At 43.4% G+C, this 16,197-nt stretch carries 15 protein-coding genes, 1 tRNA gene and 1 pseudogene; 5 read left to right on the top strand and 12 right to left on the bottom strand.

Annotated features, from left to right (window positions below; translation table 11 throughout):
• The first annotated feature begins 20 nt into the window (after positions 1 to 20).
• Positions 21 to 1,067: an A/G-specific adenine glycosylase gene (mutY, locus tag QGN29_RS10545; RefSeq protein ID WP_310797820.1), complete on the top strand. Its 1,047-nt coding sequence runs from the start codon at positions 21 to 23 to the stop codon at positions 1,065 to 1,067.
• On the opposite strand, the gene parC is transcribed toward mutY, so the two are convergent.
• From parC to folK, 10 genes and pseudogenes are all read right to left on the bottom strand, one after another.
• The gene (parC, locus tag QGN29_RS10540; protein WP_310797819.1) at positions 1,064 to 3,319 is read right to left on the bottom strand and encodes a DNA topoisomerase IV subunit A; all 2,256 of its coding nucleotides are present in this window, start codon (positions 3,317 to 3,319) and stop codon (positions 1,064 to 1,066) included. The genes mutY and parC overlap by 4 nt on opposite strands.
• Positions 3,316 to 4,089 carry a DNA repair protein RecO gene (gene recO / locus QGN29_RS10535; RefSeq protein WP_310797818.1) on the bottom strand — a complete coding sequence of 258 codons (774 nt, stop codon included), beginning with the start codon at positions 4,087 to 4,089 and terminating at the stop codon, positions 3,316 to 3,318. The genes parC and recO overlap by 4 nt, the downstream gene beginning before the upstream one ends.
• Positions 4,089 to 4,994 carry a GTPase Era gene (era, locus tag QGN29_RS10530; RefSeq protein ID WP_310797817.1) on the bottom strand — a complete coding sequence of 302 codons (906 nt, stop codon included), beginning with the start codon at positions 4,992 to 4,994 and terminating at the stop codon, positions 4,089 to 4,091. The genes recO and era overlap by 1 nt, the downstream gene beginning before the upstream one ends.
• Complete coding sequence (gene rnc, locus QGN29_RS10525) at positions 4,994 to 5,650, bottom strand: ribonuclease III (RefSeq protein ID WP_310797816.1); 657 nt, start codon at positions 5,648 to 5,650, stop codon at positions 4,994 to 4,996. Before rnc ends, era begins: the two co-directional genes overlap by 1 nt.
• A complete protein-coding gene (locus tag QGN29_RS10520) occupies positions 5,644 to 6,384 on the bottom strand; it encodes a pyridoxine 5'-phosphate synthase (protein WP_310797815.1) in 741 nt (246 codons plus the stop codon). The genes rnc and QGN29_RS10520 overlap by 7 nt, the downstream gene beginning before the upstream one ends.
• A gap of 3 nt (positions 6,385 to 6,387) precedes the next feature.
• On the bottom strand, positions 6,388 to 6,822 hold the full coding sequence (locus tag QGN29_RS10515) for a DUF2062 domain-containing protein (RefSeq protein ID WP_375164602.1): 435 nt from the start codon (positions 6,820 to 6,822) through the stop codon (positions 6,388 to 6,390).
• Positions 6,823 to 6,978: 156 nt separating this feature from the next.
• Entirely contained in the window at positions 6,979 to 7,563 is a 585-nt protein-coding gene (pyrE, locus tag QGN29_RS10510; protein WP_310797813.1) for an orotate phosphoribosyltransferase, read from the bottom strand.
• Between the two features lie 17 nt (positions 7,564 to 7,580).
• Entirely contained in the window at positions 7,581 to 9,719 is a 2,139-nt protein-coding gene (locus QGN29_RS10505) for a RelA/SpoT family protein (RefSeq protein ID WP_310797812.1), read from the bottom strand.
• A gap of 155 nt (positions 9,720 to 9,874) precedes the next feature.
• Positions 9,875 to 10,159 (bottom strand): annotated as a pseudogene (rpoZ, locus tag QGN29_RS10500) (DNA-directed RNA polymerase subunit omega); the annotation flags it as partial.
• Positions 10,160 to 10,255: 96 nt separating this feature from the next.
• Positions 10,256 to 10,813 (bottom strand): 2-amino-4-hydroxy-6-hydroxymethyldihydropteridine diphosphokinase, encoded by a 558-nt coding sequence (gene folK / locus QGN29_RS10495; RefSeq protein WP_310797810.1) that lies wholly within the window; start codon positions 10,811 to 10,813, stop codon positions 10,256 to 10,258.
• A gap of 144 nt (positions 10,814 to 10,957) precedes the next feature.
• Here folK and QGN29_RS10490 point away from each other — a divergent pair, with 144 nt between their 5' ends.
• From QGN29_RS10490 to QGN29_RS10480, 3 genes are all read left to right on the top strand, one after another.
• A complete protein-coding gene (locus QGN29_RS10490) occupies positions 10,958 to 11,503 on the top strand; it encodes a LabA-like NYN domain-containing protein (protein WP_310797809.1) in 546 nt (181 codons plus the stop codon).
• Positions 11,504 to 11,568: 65 nt separating this feature from the next.
• Positions 11,569 to 12,180: a uracil-DNA glycosylase gene (locus QGN29_RS10485; protein ID WP_310797808.1), complete on the top strand. Its 612-nt coding sequence runs from the start codon at positions 11,569 to 11,571 to the stop codon at positions 12,178 to 12,180.
• Between the two features lie 70 nt (positions 12,181 to 12,250).
• Positions 12,251 to 13,024: a cyclic nucleotide-binding domain-containing protein gene (locus QGN29_RS10480; protein ID WP_310797807.1), complete on the top strand. Its 774-nt coding sequence runs from the start codon at positions 12,251 to 12,253 to the stop codon at positions 13,022 to 13,024.
• 143 nt (positions 13,025 to 13,167) lie between these two features.
• Here the strand turns inward: QGN29_RS10480 and QGN29_RS10475 are convergent, their stop codons facing one another.
• Both QGN29_RS10475 and rnhB read right to left on the bottom strand, forming a co-directional pair.
• A complete protein-coding gene (locus QGN29_RS10475; RefSeq protein ID WP_310797806.1) occupies positions 13,168 to 14,286 on the bottom strand; it encodes a site-specific DNA-methyltransferase in 1,119 nt (372 codons plus the stop codon).
• 367 nt (positions 14,287 to 14,653) lie between these two features.
• Complete coding sequence (rnhB, locus tag QGN29_RS10470; protein ID WP_310797805.1) at positions 14,654 to 15,331, bottom strand: ribonuclease HII; 678 nt, start codon at positions 15,329 to 15,331, stop codon at positions 14,654 to 14,656.
• Between the two features lie 730 nt (positions 15,332 to 16,061).
• Here rnhB and QGN29_RS10465 point away from each other — a divergent pair.
• Positions 16,062 to 16,137: transfer RNA gene (locus QGN29_RS10465), tRNA-Thr, on the top strand.
• Positions 16,138 to 16,197: the final 60 nt, after the last annotated feature.

The raw sequence follows: 16,197 nt of genomic DNA, 5'->3' as shown, positions 1-16,197 counted from the left end.
GGAGTACAAGGGTTTTCAGCGTGACTTCCATAACGAAAAAATTACTAGCTTGGTATGATCAAGAAAAAAGAACATTGCCGTGGCGTGCTGAACCCCCGACAACACAAGACCCTTATAAAGTTTGGATGAGCGAAATTATGCTCCAGCAAACGACTGTTGCCACAGTAAAAGGCTATTTCGATAAATTTCTAAAACGCTGGCCGACAGTTATGGATCTTGCAAGTGCCGTTCAAGAAGATGTCCTCGCAGAATGGGCAGGTCTAGGCTATTACGCACGTGCCAGAAACCTACATAAGTGCGCCCAAATGGTCGCAATTGACTATCAGGGTCAGTTTCCTACAACTTATCAAGAATTAGTAAAACTGCCAGGCATTGGAGATTATACTGCAGCGGCCATAGCCGCCATCGCTTTTGGAGAAAGTAAAGCACCTGTAGTCGATGGCAATGTAGAACGCTTTATAACAAGGCTGCATCGGATTGAAACTCTCCTCCCGCAGGCCAAGAAAGAAATTAAGGCAGAAACGCTTAGCCTAACGCCAAAAGATAGGCCTGGCGATTTTGCCCAGGCCATGATGGATTTGGGGGCTACCATTTGCAGCCCTAAGAAGCCCAAATGTCTTCTCTGCCCAATTCAAACAAAATGCTCAGCATTTGCAAATGGCGATGCAGAAACCTTCCCGAGAAAGCCAGCAAAAAAAACAAAACCAACCCGTCGCAGCCTAGCTTTTATTCTACGATATGAAGATCAAATACTCTTAGTCAGACGTGATGATTCAGCCATGCTTGGAGGGATGCTCGGCCTCCCCCACACGCCGTGGGTCGAAAGAGATACTCTCCCAGACCTAGGCGAGTCACTGACCTATAGTCCCGGCAGAGGGTCTTTTATAAAAGCAGGAGAAACCTCAAAGCATACATTCACACATTTTCATTTAATTACAGATATTTACAAAACATCTCTCACCAATAAAATTAATATTGAAAATGGGGAATGGGTCCGTATAAAAGACATAAAGACTGCAGGTCTTCCTACAGTCTTTATGAAAATGATTAAGTCAATTTCTGATTAAGAAAATTTATTATTCCTTGGGAAACCCATAGGTGGCAAACGGCCCTGAGTAGCGCGTCTCCCTTTCCAGGGGGCAAGGTCAGTTTCCGTCCGCATACGCCCAGAATCGCCTCCCATTTCCCAGGTAAGTCCATCTTCATATTTGAAGAGCATAATATCGGACATACCCCCTTGTTTATACTTTTGCAATGCGACACCCTGCCCGCGTCCTAGCTCTGAAACTTCATCAAGTCCAAAAACAAGCAATTTACGATTTTCTCCAATGATGGCAACACTATCATGCCCTGCTTCAATAAGATGACAGTGCGTAGCTACAGCTTCTCCTGGTAAATTCATTAACTGCTTGCCGCCCTTCTTCATTGCGATGGCAGCATCCATATCAGTGATAAACCCTTTACCTATGCTCGATGCAACAAACATTTTTGCCCCAGAAACATGAGGGAACAAAGCGGCGATCTCATCACTTGCATCCATATCCACCATTAACCGAATAGGCTCGCCGTGACCGCGCCCGCCTGGCAATTTATCCCCACCAAGAGTGAACATTTTCCCAGAAGAAGCAAACATAAATATTTTATCAGTTGTATAGGCATGGAAACGGAAACGCTCTTCATCGCCATCCTTGTATTTTAAGACTTCCTCAGCTTTAGTGTGCCCTTTGATAGCCCTTACCCAGCCACGCTTAGAACAAACAACTGTAATGGGTTCCTTTTCGATCATTGCTTCAATAGGCATGACTTCAATGGTCGGCGCCTCAGCAAAGCTTGTGCGCCGTTTTCCAACTTCAGTCTCAGGACCAAAAATTTCTTTAGTTTTGGCTAAATTATCCCCAATGGCAATCCACTGAAGGTCTGTACTTGCAAGGAGGGCTTCAAGCCCGCCCTTCTCTTCAGAGAGCTTGTTATGCTCATTTTGGATCTCGATTTCTTCTAGTTTTCTAAGAGCTCGAAGACGCATGTTTAAAATAGCTTCGGCTTGATTATCAGTTAGATTAAAGGTCTGCATCAAGCTTAGCTTCGCATCATCTTCTTCCCGAATAATCCTAATGACTTCATCCAGATTGAGATAAGCAATCAAATAGCCTTCAAGCAATTCAAGGCGTCTATTAATCTTATCTAACCGGTGATTTGTACGCCGAATGAGAACATCCACCTGATGATCAAGGAAATGTTCCAGAGTATCCTTTAGCGAGAGAACCTGCGGAGTGTGATCTCGTGTGACCACATTCATATTTAAGCTGAAACGATTTTCCAAGTCTGTCATCTTAAACAGACTTTCCATCAATACTTTCGATTCTACATTTCTATTTTTAGGTTCAAGGACAATCCGAATATCATCTGAAGATTCGTCCCTTACATCCGCTAAAATTGGTAATTTCTTGTCGTTTATGAGTTCAGCAATCTTCTCAATGAGCTTAGATTTTTGAACCATGTATGGAATTTCAGTAATAACGATATTATATTGAGCCCGTCCCAAGTCTTCGATTTCCCATCGTGCCCGAACGCGCATTGACCCTTTCCCAGTCTCATAGGCCTTAAGAATAGTTTCTTCATTCTCTACGATAATGCCGCCTGTCGGAAAATCGGGGCCAGGAATACGACGCATCAACATTTTGTTGGAGCAATTTTTACTCGGATCACGGCGCACATCGATTAGCAATTGAAGGCCGTCAATTAATTCTCCCACATTATGAGGGGGAATTGATGTCGCCATTCCAACCGCAATACCTGTAGCGCCGTTTGCTAATAAATTCGGAAAAGCGCCAGGAAAAACAAGAGGTTCACTATCTTCACCGTCATAGGTTTCTTGAAAATCAACAGCATCTTCATCTAGTCCGTCCATGAGGGCCGTGGCAGCAGCTGTTAAGCGTGCCTCTGTATATCGCATGGCTGCTGCGTTATCACCGTCAATATTTCCGAAGTTCCCTTGGCCATCCACCATGGTATAGCGCACAGAGAAATGCTGTGCCAAACGCACCATCGCATCATAAACAGATTGATCCCCATGAGGGTGATACTTACCAATCACATCGCCGACAACGCGGGCACATTTCTTATAGCCTGTTTTTGGGTCCAGCTTCAATAGCCGCATAGCATACAAAAGTCGACGGTGGACAGGCTTAAGGCCATCTCTAACATCGGGTAAGGAGCGCGACATAATCGTCGACAAAGCATAAGCCAAATAGCGCTCACTCAGCGCATCAGAGAAACTTTCATCGATAATTTTTTCACTAAAGTCAGGTTTTTCCGTCATGTTTGCCCTTCCCCAACGGTCTTATTCTCTCGCATCTGCTGTCCAAGCTGATGAATAACTCTTTCCCGCGCTGATGGTTGCCCTTTTTTATAAACTGCCCATATATAGCGGTCTAAAAAATAGCCCGTGAGAGTCAATCCATTTAGCGTTTCTTTATGTGTAATAGGATTTGCAGGATTTTCCAGTAGAAAAGTTGGCAAAGGTAACATTTTTGCCTTGTATGGGTCTCCAGCTGCTTTTGAAACTGCCTGTGCAGACTTAGGAGAGACGTAAATTAAGTCATCTTTCACCCCTGTCGCAGCACATTCTTCAAGATTAAGGCCATACCCTAAGGCTGAAAGAATCCCTGCCTCCAGCTTGACGATACCAGCTCCTAAAATCGCCAAGCCATGCCCTTCCTCTTCCAACAGGTTAATATAAGCTTGAAGGGCAAGATATAGCTCAGGATGAGTCTCTCGCTCTGGCAATGTTGACCCATAAACAGAAACAATAGCTGAGAGACAGTTTAAAGTAGCACGATTAGATAAGATGCCCCCCAGAGGGCTATGTATTGGATCGACCCGAAAATGGCCTAGGTTTTCTTCAATGCGAGACCGCCAGCTCAATTTCAGAAGATTTCCGGGTTGAAGAATAGCTTTCTGTCGCTTTGACATGCCTGATTTAACGAAACCACGATGGCGCCCATGGGCCGACGTCATACACTCTAAAAGGGCATCATTCTCACCGTGTTTGCTCACATTGAGCACGATACCCTCATCGATCCAATCCATTATTCTACCCAGTCAAGCCCCATATCTTGATACATTGTTTTATCATCTTGCCATTTCTCAGTCACCCGAACATGCAAGAAGAGATGTACCCGTCGACCCATGGTTTCTTCAAGCTCTTCGCGTGCCATGGAACCCAGTTTCTTAAGCATAGACCCGCCTTTACCAATAACGATTTGTTTATGCGAGTCCCGAGTTACGTGGACCACCTGCTCGATGCGGACAGAACCATCCTTCAGTTCTTTCCATTTTTCTGTTTCAACTGTAATGGCATAAGGAATTTCATCATGGAGGCGCAAATAGATTTTTTCACGGGTAACCTCAGCAGCCAGCACACGCATGGTTACATCAGAAAGATCATCTTCTGGATACATCCACGGACCTTTTTGGGCAGCAGAGGCTAGATGAGACTTAAGATCTGTAACACCATCAGAATTTAAAGCAGAAATCATAAATGTCTCTGTGAATACATCATATTCATTACATTTCGTAGAAAGAGCTAGCAAGCTATCCCGCTTGATAAGATCAATTTTATTCAGGATCAGTATAGCTTTCTTCCCACTCTCTTCTAACCCTTCAATGATGCGTTCAACATCTTCTGACAGACCTTTGCGAGCATCTACGAGAAGAGCGATAATTTCTGCATCATCAGCACCCTGCCATGCCGCACTGACCATGGCGCGATCCAACCGTCTTTTTGGCTTGAAAATACCTGGTGTATCAACAAAAATCAGCTGACTATTTTCATGAATGGCAATGCCACGCAATTGCGTTCTTGTTGTTTGAACTTTATGGGTTACTATCGCAATCTTCATACCAACTAAAGCATTGAGTAATGTGGATTTTCCTGCGTTTGGTGCTCCTATAAGAGCAACAAAACCACAACGCATATCCTGAACGTCGACCATTATTTTTGACTTTCTAATGTTTGTAATAAAGCTTTGGCAGCGGCCTGTTGCGCATCTCTTTTACTGGTGCCAGTAGCCTTAGCTTCACCGTATCCTGTTACGGATACTATAATCTCGAAAACGGGGCTGTGATCGGGCCCTGATCGACCCACTTCTGTATACTCAGGTAAGGCAAGCCCCCGTGCTTGTGCCCATTCCTGTAAAATTGTTTTATCATCCTTTGAAGCACAAGCTGCTTGTGTCATGCGCGGCTTAATGTATTTAAGTACAAAATCTCTTGCAGGGTTTAAACCACCGTCCAGATAAATAGCACCAATCACAGCTTCGCAGACGTCAGATTGAACTGCACTTTTGCTACGCGTCCCTTCTCCTTCTGCCCCATGTGACATAGTAATCATTTTTACAATACCAGATTCTTCAGCGATTTCAGCCAATGTTTCTTTTCTAACAAGCGACACAAAACGGTTATTCAACTTACCTTCTGCTTCATTGGGAAAAGTCATAAAAAGTTGCTCGGCCGTAACTAAGCCAAGAACACGATCCCCAAGAAACTCTAAACGCTGATAATTTAACTTACCCGCAAGAGATGGATGGGACAATGCCTCTTCCAACAGTTTTGGATCGGAAAATTTATATGTACCAATCTGATTTACCATGAACTTGCTCTTGCTTCATCCATGTATCTTCGCATCTCTTTTATAGACTTATCCAACCCGATAAAAATTGCCTCACCAATAAGGAAATGTCCAATATTTAACTCCATCAATTCTGGAATTGCAGCAATATCAGTTACAGTTTCATACGAAAGTCCATGCCCTGCATGAACTTCAATCCCTAAAGAATGCCCATATGCGGACGCTTCTTGAATTTTATCAAGTTCTTTTGCCCGAGCATCCCCTGTTAAGTCACAATAAGAGCCAGTATGCAATTCCACAACCGGCGCATCCAACTCTACTGCTGCATCAATCTGTTTTTTATCGGGATCAATAAAGAGGCTTACTCGACTGCCATTGGCCTTCAATTGTTGTACATAGGGGTGCAAGCGTGCGACCTGCCCCACAACATCCAAGCCCCCTTCGGTGGTTAATTCTTCTCGTTTTTCAGGTACGATGCAAACTGCATGAGGCTTATGCCTAAGAGCAATTTTTAGCATTTCCTCTGTCGCTGCCATCTCAAGATTGAGCGGCACTGTGAGGATCTCCATCAAGCGTTCTATATCATCGTCGCGGATATGCCTGCGATCTTCTCGTAAATGAGCTGTAATACCATCTGCTCCAGCGGCTTGAGCAATTTCAGCTGCTCTCACAGGATGCGGATGATCAATACCTCGCGCATTGCGCACGGTAGCTACATGATCGATATTGACACCTAATCTGAGTTTTCGAGACATAAATTAATCCTGATCGTTCCGTTGCTTTTCTTTCAGTGCTTTTCGCTCAGCTCTCTTTTCCATATGCGTTTCAAGAACTAACTTCATTACACCATAAAATAAAAACCAAATCATGATACCTGACGGGACACCGCCAACCATTAAAGGCATAAAAAAATCACCGGGTGCCTCTAATACGGCCTCCATACTAAATGCAGGCCAGTTTGTCATGCCATATAAAGACAATATTTCTAAACCAATTTGATAGTTTAAGGCACAAATCGCTGGAAAAGTCCAAGGATTACCGACAGCTGTCCCAAAAGCGGAGGCAATGATATTACCGCGTAATACATAGGCTAAGGCTGCTGCTAAGATGAAATGCAAGCCCCAAAGAGGCGTCCAGGAAACAGCTGCCCCGCTTGCAACACCTGCTGCGATACTATGTGTACTCCCTGGCAAGCGAACCAATCTATAAAAAAGGTACGTGTTTGCTCGCTTGAACCCTGCCTCGGGCCAAACATATCGTAGGAACGATTTCCACTTGGATAATTTATTTTTTCTTTTAAACAGCATTTACTCTTTAACTCATAGTTATTGCCTGACGATCACCATAGGTTATTTATTAAGACCTCGTGAACCTGGCTTTACTGCAGGAATATTTTTTAATTCATCAGGCACTTCTGATGGATCGAAAATAGGTGCATCAATTGTGGCAAGAGCCGTAATTGGAACACCAACCTCAGCACGACCACCGCTTCTGTTAATCAGACAGCCAGCTGCTACAACATGGCCACCTGCCGCCTCGATAGATTCAATACATTCTCGCGAAGAAAGGCCTGTGGTAATGATGTCTTCCATCATCAGTATTTTAGCCCCTCGGGGAATTTCAAAGCCGCGTCTTAATTCCAACTGACCCTCAACTCTTTCCGTGAAGACACCAGGAATCCCTAGTGTTCTTGCCACTTCATAGCCAATGACAACGCCGCCCATGGCAGGAGAAACAACCATATCAACGTCCACACCCGTTGCCTTTAATTTTTCAACAAAAGCTGCGGATAATTTCATGGCACGCCACGTATCTTTAAGCACCAAAGCACATTGACAATAAACGGAGCTATGCTTCCCACTTGATAATTTAAAGTGGCCTTCTAACAAAGCGCCAGCATCACGAAATTCATTCAATACGTCTTCAGTATTCATCTTCAGTTCCATTCTTTTTATATTCTATCAACACTACTTAATACAGCACTTACCCTTAAGGCGCGGGTGACATCCGTGAGGTGTTTAGCATCTTTAACTTCCACATCGATGACCATGGTAACGAACTCAGGATCTCGATCTGTGATCATCACATTCGAGAGGTTCGCACCTCTTTTTGCCACATCAGCTGCAATGGTTGCTAGAGCCCCAATTTCATTCACTACCGAAAGAAGAAGACGCCCAAGATAATAAGCATTATCCTCATCATCCTCATTCCAATTGGTCTCAAGCCAAATGTCACTATTTTCTTCGTAATCATTCAGGGCTTTACAGTTCAGTCTATGAATTTCTACACCAAGCTTAGGAAGTCTCACCCCTACAATTCTATCGCCTTTAACTGGACAGCAACATTCTGCAAAGTGAATAGATCCCCCTAATTCACTGCCCCCGCCAATTTGAATACTGCTTTCGCTCTGTTTTTCCCATTCTGAATGGACATCCGGTAAATGCTGTTTTCTCGCATCACGCTTATACCCTGGATAGGCAGAACTAAGAATTTCATCTTCTTGCAATGTTCCTTGCCCAACAAGCGTATACATTTCTTCAATGGTATCTATGTTTAGGACTTTGTTTGCTTCGCGCATAGCAACTTCAGAAAAATCTAGCTTGCCACGGATACAAGCTTTTTCGATCAGAGACCGGCCAAGAGCCATATAGTCTTTACGCTCCTTATTTCGCAGATGTCTCCGAATAGAGGCTCTCGCCTTTCCGGTAATGACAAAACTTTCCCATCGAGAAGAAGGCGCTTGTCCTTTCGATACTTGTATTTCTACCTGATCTCCATTATTCAATTCATATCGCAGAGGCACCATTCGGCCATTGACTTTCGCTCCTACACAGTGGTCACCGATCTCAGTATGAACAGCATATGCAAAATCCACAGGCGTTGCGCCTCGCGGCATAGAAACCAATTCCCCCTTTGGTGAGAAACAAAAAACTTTATCTTGATAGAGATCAAGCTTGGTATGCTCAAGGAATTCTTGAGGATGAGAGGCATTGTCTAGAATTTCCAACAGCTCTCTAACCCAACGATAGTTCATGCCTTCCATGAGATCACTGTCTTGCTTGTATGCCCAGTGCGCAGCAACGCCGTACTCAGCTTCTTTATGCATGAATTCAGTTCTAATTTGAATTTCAGCGCGGCGATTAAACGGCCCAATAACAGCTGTATGAATAGAACGATAAAAATTTCGTTTTGGGGTGGAAATATAATCTTTGAACCGCCCCGGCACCATAGGCCATTCCATATGAACATAGCCTAATGCTTTATAGCAGGCCTCCACATCATCGACAATAACACGGAAAGCAAGAACGTCTGCTAGCTGTTCAAAGGATATATTTTGCTTTTCCATCTTTCTCCAGATTGAATAAGGCCTTTTGGCACGACTAGAAACTGTACACATAATCCCATTTCTATTCATATGGTCTTCAATTTCTTTTCGAATATCTTCCTCAAGAGTTGGACTTTGACGTACCAAATAATCAAGTCGCGTCGTAATGGACTTCATCGCCTCAGGGTCGATATATTGAAAGGATATATTTTGCAGCTCATCACTGAGCTCATTCATGCCTATTCTCTCAGCTAGAGGCGCATAAATATCTAAAGTTTCGCGGGATATACGTTCTTGCTTATCAGGACGATCGTCAAAATAATGCAGGGTACGCATGTTATGAAGACGGTCAGCCAGTTTAATCATTAAAACGCGAATATCATTGGACATCGCCAGAACGAATTTTCGGAAATTTTCGGCTTGCTTTTGATCCTTAGTTTGCATCTCAAGAGTTGAAAGTTTTGTTACCCCGTCGACAAGTTCACCAACTTTATCCCCGAAAAGCTCTCTAATCTCTTCTATTGTCGCTGCTGTATCTTCAACAACATCATGCAATAAAGCCGTCGCGATTGTATCGCAATCAAGCTTCATTGTTGTTAAAATTTCTGCGACTTCTAGGGGATGAGAAAAATAGGGATCCCCTGACCGTCTTGTTTGATTTCTATGAGCCTGCATGGCGAATACATAAGCTCTATTCAAAAGAGCTTCATCCACATTGGGATCATAGGCACTAACAAGTTCAACAAGTTCATACTGGCGGATCACAGATATTTATCCTTACATCAAACACAAATCATACAAAATTCAGGCTTATTATAATATAATAGACCTGAGAAATAAAAACAGAAAAACCCGGTGATAAAACCGGGTTTGTTAAGCGATATACATCCCTATCTTTTGCAAGATAAAGACTATTCTTGGTCGGCGTCCATACCAGCCATAAGAATAGACATATCAACTTCTTCTTGCTCTTCTTTTTCTACAACTTTACGCATGTCATGCACGATAGACTCTTTAAGCTTTTCTGGCTCAACAAGTTCATCAGCAATTTCACGAAGAGAAACAACAGCGTTTTTATCGTTATCACGATCAACAAGAAGAGGAGCGCCGCTCGAAATTTGACGCGACCTTTTTGCAGCATCAAGAACGAGTTCAAAGCGGTTTGTGACTTTATCTACGCAGTCTTCAACGGTTACACGTGCCATATTGGTTCACCTTATTTTTTATTCAGCCTTATCAGGCGCACAATTAATCGGCTTATACAGTGGTTAAACAAAGCTGTAAAGCCAGTATTTTCATAATCATTTCTGATCAAGCAGCTCGATAGGCTGATCTTTAATTTCATTCAGAAGATCTCTTCCTGACACCCCTAATATTGGGTGATGAAAGTCAGGCCATAAATCAAGAAGCGGCGTCAAGGCAAAAGAACGCTTATGCAATCTCGGATGCGGCACCATTACATCATTTGTAAAAGCGGAAGGGTCTGGATTTTCTACGATAGAATTCCACGCATCAAGGGAGGGTAGAATTTGTCCTTTAAAAACCAATAAATCCAGATCAAGGCTTCTGGCCTCCCAGCGATCAGAGCGCTTTCTTCCGAACTTTGTTTCACACTGATGAAGGACTTCCAAAAGCTCTGCAGCGCTCATATCTGTAACAATTTGAAGGGCAGCATTGACAAAATCAGGCTGACCAGAGGGTGGGACAGGTCGCGAGATATAGAAGGGTGACCATTCAAGAACTTTTATATCTTGTAAAGAAAGCCACTCAATCGAACGGTTTAGTGTGATCTCGGGGCGTGCCCCCTCGTAGGACAAATTGCCACCCAATCCAATAATAATCATACTATCGTTTATCATATATACGTTAAGTCCTTGCATTTTCACTACATAAGGATGTTTTTATAGGAACTCCCAAAATTTGTATAGACTCCCTCTTGCCTTTCACACTATTTTACTAGGTGAGATATATGAAACTATTTATTTTTTAAGACTGGATTTATTATGCTTTTCTATCCTCAAGAAAAAGTTGCGCTTTTCATTGATGGCGCCAATCTATACGCAACGGCACGTGCGCTAGATATGGAAATTGATTACAAAAGCCTCCGAGCCTTTTTCGCAAAGAGAAGCCGATTGGTGAGAGCTTTCTATTACACTGCCATCTTAGAGGATGCTGAATATTCCCCCCTTCGGCCCCTTATCGATTGGCTAGACTATAATGGCTTTACTCTTATAACAAAGCCCGTGAAAGAATTCACCGACGAACATGGACGCCGAAAAATCAAAGGCAACATGGATATTGAAATCGCCGTTGATATGATGAATATAAGCGAAACCATTGATCACATCGTCCTCTTTTCCGGCGACGGAGACTTCCGCCGATTAATAGAAGCAATCCAGCGAAAAGGTGTTCGGGTCACAGTGATTAGCTCAAACAGCACACAGCCTTCCATGATTGCTGATGAACTCAGACGCCAATCCGATCAATTTATAGATATGGTACACCTCCATAATAAAATTGAACAACTCAAAAGCGACAAAGAATTATAGTTAATCAAGCCAAGCAAGTTTGGGATCATTCTCACTCAAAACAAGGGGAACCGCGCGCAGGATGCTTGCGGTGTAAACGGCTTGTTGCCTTTCGTCGTGAAAATAAAAAAGCATTTCCAGATTATTTCAATAAGGCAACAGGGTCATTCGGCGACTTGGATGCACGCCTAGCAATCATTGGCTTAGCGCCAGGTTTACACGGTGCAAACCGCACAGGTCGACCGTTTACAGGGGACCAATCAGGCACTCTGCTTTTTAAATGTTTAGAATCAGAAGGCCTCTCGAATGCTAGTTTCGACAATCGCATAGATGATGGCTTCACCCTCAATCATGTAATCATCACCAATGCGGTACGTTGTGTTCCTCCTCAGAATAAGCCCACGCCAGAGGAAATTTCAAATTGCCGCCCTTTCTTACACGCAAGGCTGAGACAGCTACCAAAGTTAAGGGTCTTGGTCGCCCTCGGCCGCATCGCGCATGAGACGATCCTTAAAGCTTATGACTATAAATTAGGAGACTTTCGCTTTGAGCATGGTGCCATTCACAATCTGCCCAACCAACCTTTTATTTTAATCGATAGTTATCATTGCTCTCGCTATAATGTGAATACAGGACGCATAACCGAAGATATGCTCAAGAATATTTTGAGAGTCGCCAAAAAAACTGCTGGGCTATAAACTTGATAGCAATCAAGTCCCTCCGTAAAAAAATACGCTATCCCTATTCGAGGCATGCGAAAGGATTATAATGAATTTAAATGAAGGCGAAGAAATTTTTTACCGGACAGGGCAAATAATCTTTGAACAAGGTGAGCCCAGCCACGGTGTGTACATCATATTAGAAGGTCGCATTGACCTTTGGCATTTGGATGAGCTCGGAAAATCCTCACGGATCGCAAGTCTTATTGACGGCGAACTCATGGGTGAGACCAGTGTGATTGACAATGTAAACAGGTCTGTCACTGCGAAGGTTGCAAAGCCAACAAAAGTCATTTTCATCAAAGCAGACACTTTTAGAAAAAGCCTAAGCGACCCCCTTGTTCGTTTTGTGGTTCACACACTCTCTGCGCGCTTAAAAAGTTTCTATAGCGAGACACCAAAAGGCAGCCCACTTGAAGATGCCTCAACGGAAGCCCCTTTAAACTGCGTCACCATCACAAGCAGTTCTCCAGAAATGGCCCCCTACTTTAACCTTCCCATCAAGGTCGAAGATTTTCCTTTTAAAATAGGTAACTTAGGTGCTGGATTTGAGGAAGCTCGCCAGTCAAAAAGTGGGTACTTCCTCCCTCTTCCGGAACTGAGTAGCTTTGCAGATCAACATTTTGAAATCGTCAAAAGGAGTGGAGAGATCTTCGTTAGAGACTTGGGTTCTCAAATTGGGATATTTGTACATAGCCACAAATATAGTCGCTACAGCGATGATGCAGTTGTCGCCCTTAGACCTGGGCAATCCCTGATCAGCATTGTCACTCAGGAAGGAAAAACACTAGAATTTACGGTCTCTGTACCCTGGACAAAATAAAAGCACTGCTTCATCTCAGTTAATAGAAAACTATGAAAAACAAAAAGAAAGGGTGTGATGTTTTGGGAACATCACACCCAGGAGAGAGATACTAACATTCGGGCATTGAGTGGTCAGTATCTCGGGCAAACTATTTAAACTATTTAGTTAATGTCAGCTCTAACCTGCTGTCTAAACACATCAATACTCATCATTTGACCTTCATTTTCAATATGCCAGAAGGTCCAACCATTACACGCTGGGGCTCCCTGAACTTTGGCACCAACCTGATGGATGGATCCTTTAACATCATCAGAAACTAAAGTTCCATCTGTTCTAACTTTGGCAGAATATTTACCTTTGCTGCACTTCAGCACCATACCTGGCTTAATCATACCGCGTTCAATAAGAGACCCAAAAGGCACGCGCGGTGCAGCCCGCTTACCTTGTGTATACCCAAGCACTTCATCTTCAAGTGGGTTGATTGCGTCAATGCGCTTCTGCGCCACTTTGATATAACGGCTTTCCCTTTCAATTCCGATAAAATTACGGCCTAGCTTCTTCGCAACGGCGCCTGTTGTCCCTGACCCAAAGAAAGGATCCAATACCACGTCTCCTGGCTTAGTCGAAGACATTATGACCCTGTAGAGGAGCGCTTCAGGTTTTTGAGTGGCATGCGCTTTTTTGCCTTCATCATCTTGCAGACGTTCTTTACCCGCGCAGATTGGGAGGACCCAGTCGGACCGCATTTGTGTGTCATCATTCATCGCCTTCATTGCATCATAATTAAAGGTAAAGCCCTTAGCATTCTCTGACTTAGACGCCCAAATCATTGTTTCATGTGCGTTAGTAAATCGTGTGCCTTTAAAATTCGGCATTGGGTTCGATTTACGCCATACAATATCATTCAAGACCCAAAAGCCGATATTTTGCATAGAATAGCCCACACGGAAAATATTGTGATAAGAACCGATCACCCAAATTGTTCCTGTGTCCTTAAGGACGCGACGGGCCGCTTCAAGCCATTCATTTGTAAATTGATCATAGGCCGCAAAGCTGCTGAATTGATCCCATTTATCTGTAACTGCATCAACCTTACTGTTATCCGGACGATGCAAATCATCTTTCAGCTGAAGGTTATAAGGTGGATCCGCAAAGATCACATCAACAGACTTTTCAGGTAGACTGTTCAATACATCAACACAGCTACCCTGAACAATTTTATTCAAGGGCAATTCACTCATCGCGCTACTTCTTGCAGTGCTTTTTACTTTACTAGCCATAAAATCAACTCCGTCCCGGCATGCGCGATAAATTGGATCATTTATGATCTCTCTATGAATAGTTCATCGCGTTTCTGAAAGCCATTATGAGTCGCTTCCGATTCTTCGTCAAGTGATTCTTTGTTATGAATCAGTAGGTTGGCTAATAAATGCATCTTTTTAGGACCGAATCGGAATCAATAACGAATCCCCACCTACTAAACCTAGTGTGCCGATGAATCCTGACCCACTAGATCGTGTTTTGCGTATTTTTTTCAAAAAAATATGATTTTTTTAATATTTCCTCGACGGCAGACTCGTTAAAGGCGCATAAGCCTCGATCGATACAACCAAATCATAGATAAAGGCTTCTGTGGTGGTATTTTATTTAGGGAGAAGTTTGGGGGGAACTCGCCAAGAGCTCGGACACGGGGGAAAAACTTTTTCGGTGATGCGGTGTTACGCCTAAAGTCCTTAATGCATCTCGATGCTTTTGAGAGCCATAGCCAGCATTCGTCTCCCAGCCATAGCCCGGATAGTCTTTGGCAAGGTCTTGCATCAATCGATCTCGGTAGACTTTAGCCAAAATAGAAGCGGCTGCAATTGAAAGCGAGCGTCCATCCCCTTTCACAAGCGTTTCTGTTGGCAGGGCCGGATTAAAGCCAGGATTTTTATTTCCATCCACTAAGACACCGATTGCTTTTTCTGATAAAGGGTCTACAGCTTTCCTCATAGCTAGCATAGATGCTTGCAGGATATTAATCTCGTCAATCACCTCTACAGAAACTTCCGCAACTGAATAATCGACAACAGAGTCTAACAAAAGATCGTAAAGATAGTCTCGCTTCTTTGCGGTTAATTTTTTACTGTCGTTAAGACCTGAGGGAATGGATTGTGGATCAAGAATTACGGCAGCCGCCACCACAGGCCCTGAAAGAGGCCCTCGCCCCACTTCATCGACACCGATAACAAAGCCCGTGCCCGCGCGTTTCTGCATGGCAAGTTCGGCCGACCAATCCGGACCACTGTTTAAGGGAATTTCTGCTGCTGTGAATAAATCGGTCATAAGATCTATGTACTGAGCGCATAAAATATTTGCAAATAAAATTAAGAAACTGAGCACCTGCGTTGTCAAAAATAATAAAGCCGAGTTAGCAGCTCTCAGGGAAGGAACCGGATAAGTACAGGGGGGATATATCCGGTATAAGCTGTTAACTCGGCTTCTGACTAGTGGCTTCTTTATTTCCCGTAAGGGAGGGAGGAAATGCAGATCGGGAAATCTTCAGCCACCACCCAATTCGTATTCTCTAGCCTTTAGCGCGTCTTTGACGACGATTGCGACGGCTTGAAAAACTACCAGCAAATGCTGATCGTGTTGCGTTACCTTCTAGGTTCAGCGATGCAAAAGTTGTAAACATGGTTCTATCCTCTTTATTATACTTTTATGGCGTGAGCTTTTAAATGCTCTTTATATTTAACTGTCGGTTGCTCTTGGATGAAGTTTGTCTCTCACCTCTTGGCTACACACTTAATATATGTCTGCTCAAGTCATAATACAATATCAGCCCACCGCATTTGACAAACCGTTGATCGCAAGACGGCTGAGGTGAAACGTTTCATCGTAATTTTTCTGGTTTAGACACTCTTTTTATGACTCTTTTCGCTTCTGAAAAATGAATCAGATAAAATTTTTTCATTTTTTTATTTTTTCCTCTTGCACCTTTTAAAAAGCTGTTCTATACAGCGCGAGCTTTCAGGGCACAGCGCCTTTGACAAGCAATTCCGATTGTTGGAATGCCCGTATAGCTCAGATGGTAGAGCAGTTGATTTGTAATCATCAGGCCCTTGGTTCGATTCCGAGTGCGGGCACCACTCTCCTCCCAAAACATTCAGAATACAAAAATCATTGCCTTCTGCAGGGAGCCATGCTGT

It is taken from the genome of Temperatibacter marinus, assembly GCF_031598375.1.
In the GTDB taxonomy this organism is placed as follows: Bacteria; Pseudomonadota; Alphaproteobacteria; order Sphingomonadales; family Kordiimonadaceae; genus Temperatibacter; species Temperatibacter marinus.
Note: the sequence above shows the minus strand (reverse complement) of the source record. Positions and strands in the feature narration are given on the sequence as shown.

What these genes read in the sequence shown, in the direction of transcription:
- parC (WP_310797819.1), bottom strand. Translation starts at nt 3,319, where the DNA reads ATGACGGAAAAACCTGACTTTAGTGAAAAAATTATCGATGAAAGTTTC.
- recO (WP_310797818.1), bottom strand. Translation starts at nt 4,089, where the DNA reads ATGGATTGGATCGATGAGGGTATCGTGCTCAATGTGAGCAAACACGGT.
- era (WP_310797817.1), bottom strand. Translation starts at nt 4,994, where the DNA reads ATGGTCGACGTTCAGGATATGCGTTGTGGTTTTGTTGCTCTTATAGGA.
- rnc (WP_310797816.1), bottom strand. Translation starts at nt 5,650, where the DNA reads ATGGTAAATCAGATTGGTACATATAAATTTTCCGATCCAAAACTGTTG.
- QGN29_RS10520 (WP_310797815.1), bottom strand. Translation starts at nt 6,384, where the DNA reads ATGTCTCGAAAACTCAGATTAGGTGTCAATATCGATCATGTAGCTACC.
- pyrE (WP_310797813.1), bottom strand. Translation starts at nt 7,563, where the DNA reads ATGAATACTGAAGACGTATTGAATGAATTTCGTGATGCTGGCGCTTTG.
- folK (WP_310797810.1), bottom strand. Translation starts at nt 10,813, where the DNA reads ATGATAAACGATAGTATGATTATTATTGGATTGGGTGGCAATTTGTCC.
- QGN29_RS10490 (WP_310797809.1), top strand. Translation starts at nt 10,958, where the DNA reads ATGCTTTTCTATCCTCAAGAAAAAGTTGCGCTTTTCATTGATGGCGCC.
- QGN29_RS10480 (WP_310797807.1), top strand. Translation starts at nt 12,251, where the DNA reads ATGAATTTAAATGAAGGCGAAGAAATTTTTTACCGGACAGGGCAAATA.
- QGN29_RS10475 (WP_310797806.1), bottom strand. Translation starts at nt 14,286, where the DNA reads ATGGCTAGTAAAGTAAAAAGCACTGCAAGAAGTAGCGCGATGAGTGAA.
- rnhB (WP_310797805.1), bottom strand. Translation starts at nt 15,331, where the DNA reads ATGACCGATTTATTCACAGCAGCAGAAATTCCCTTAAACAGTGGTCCG.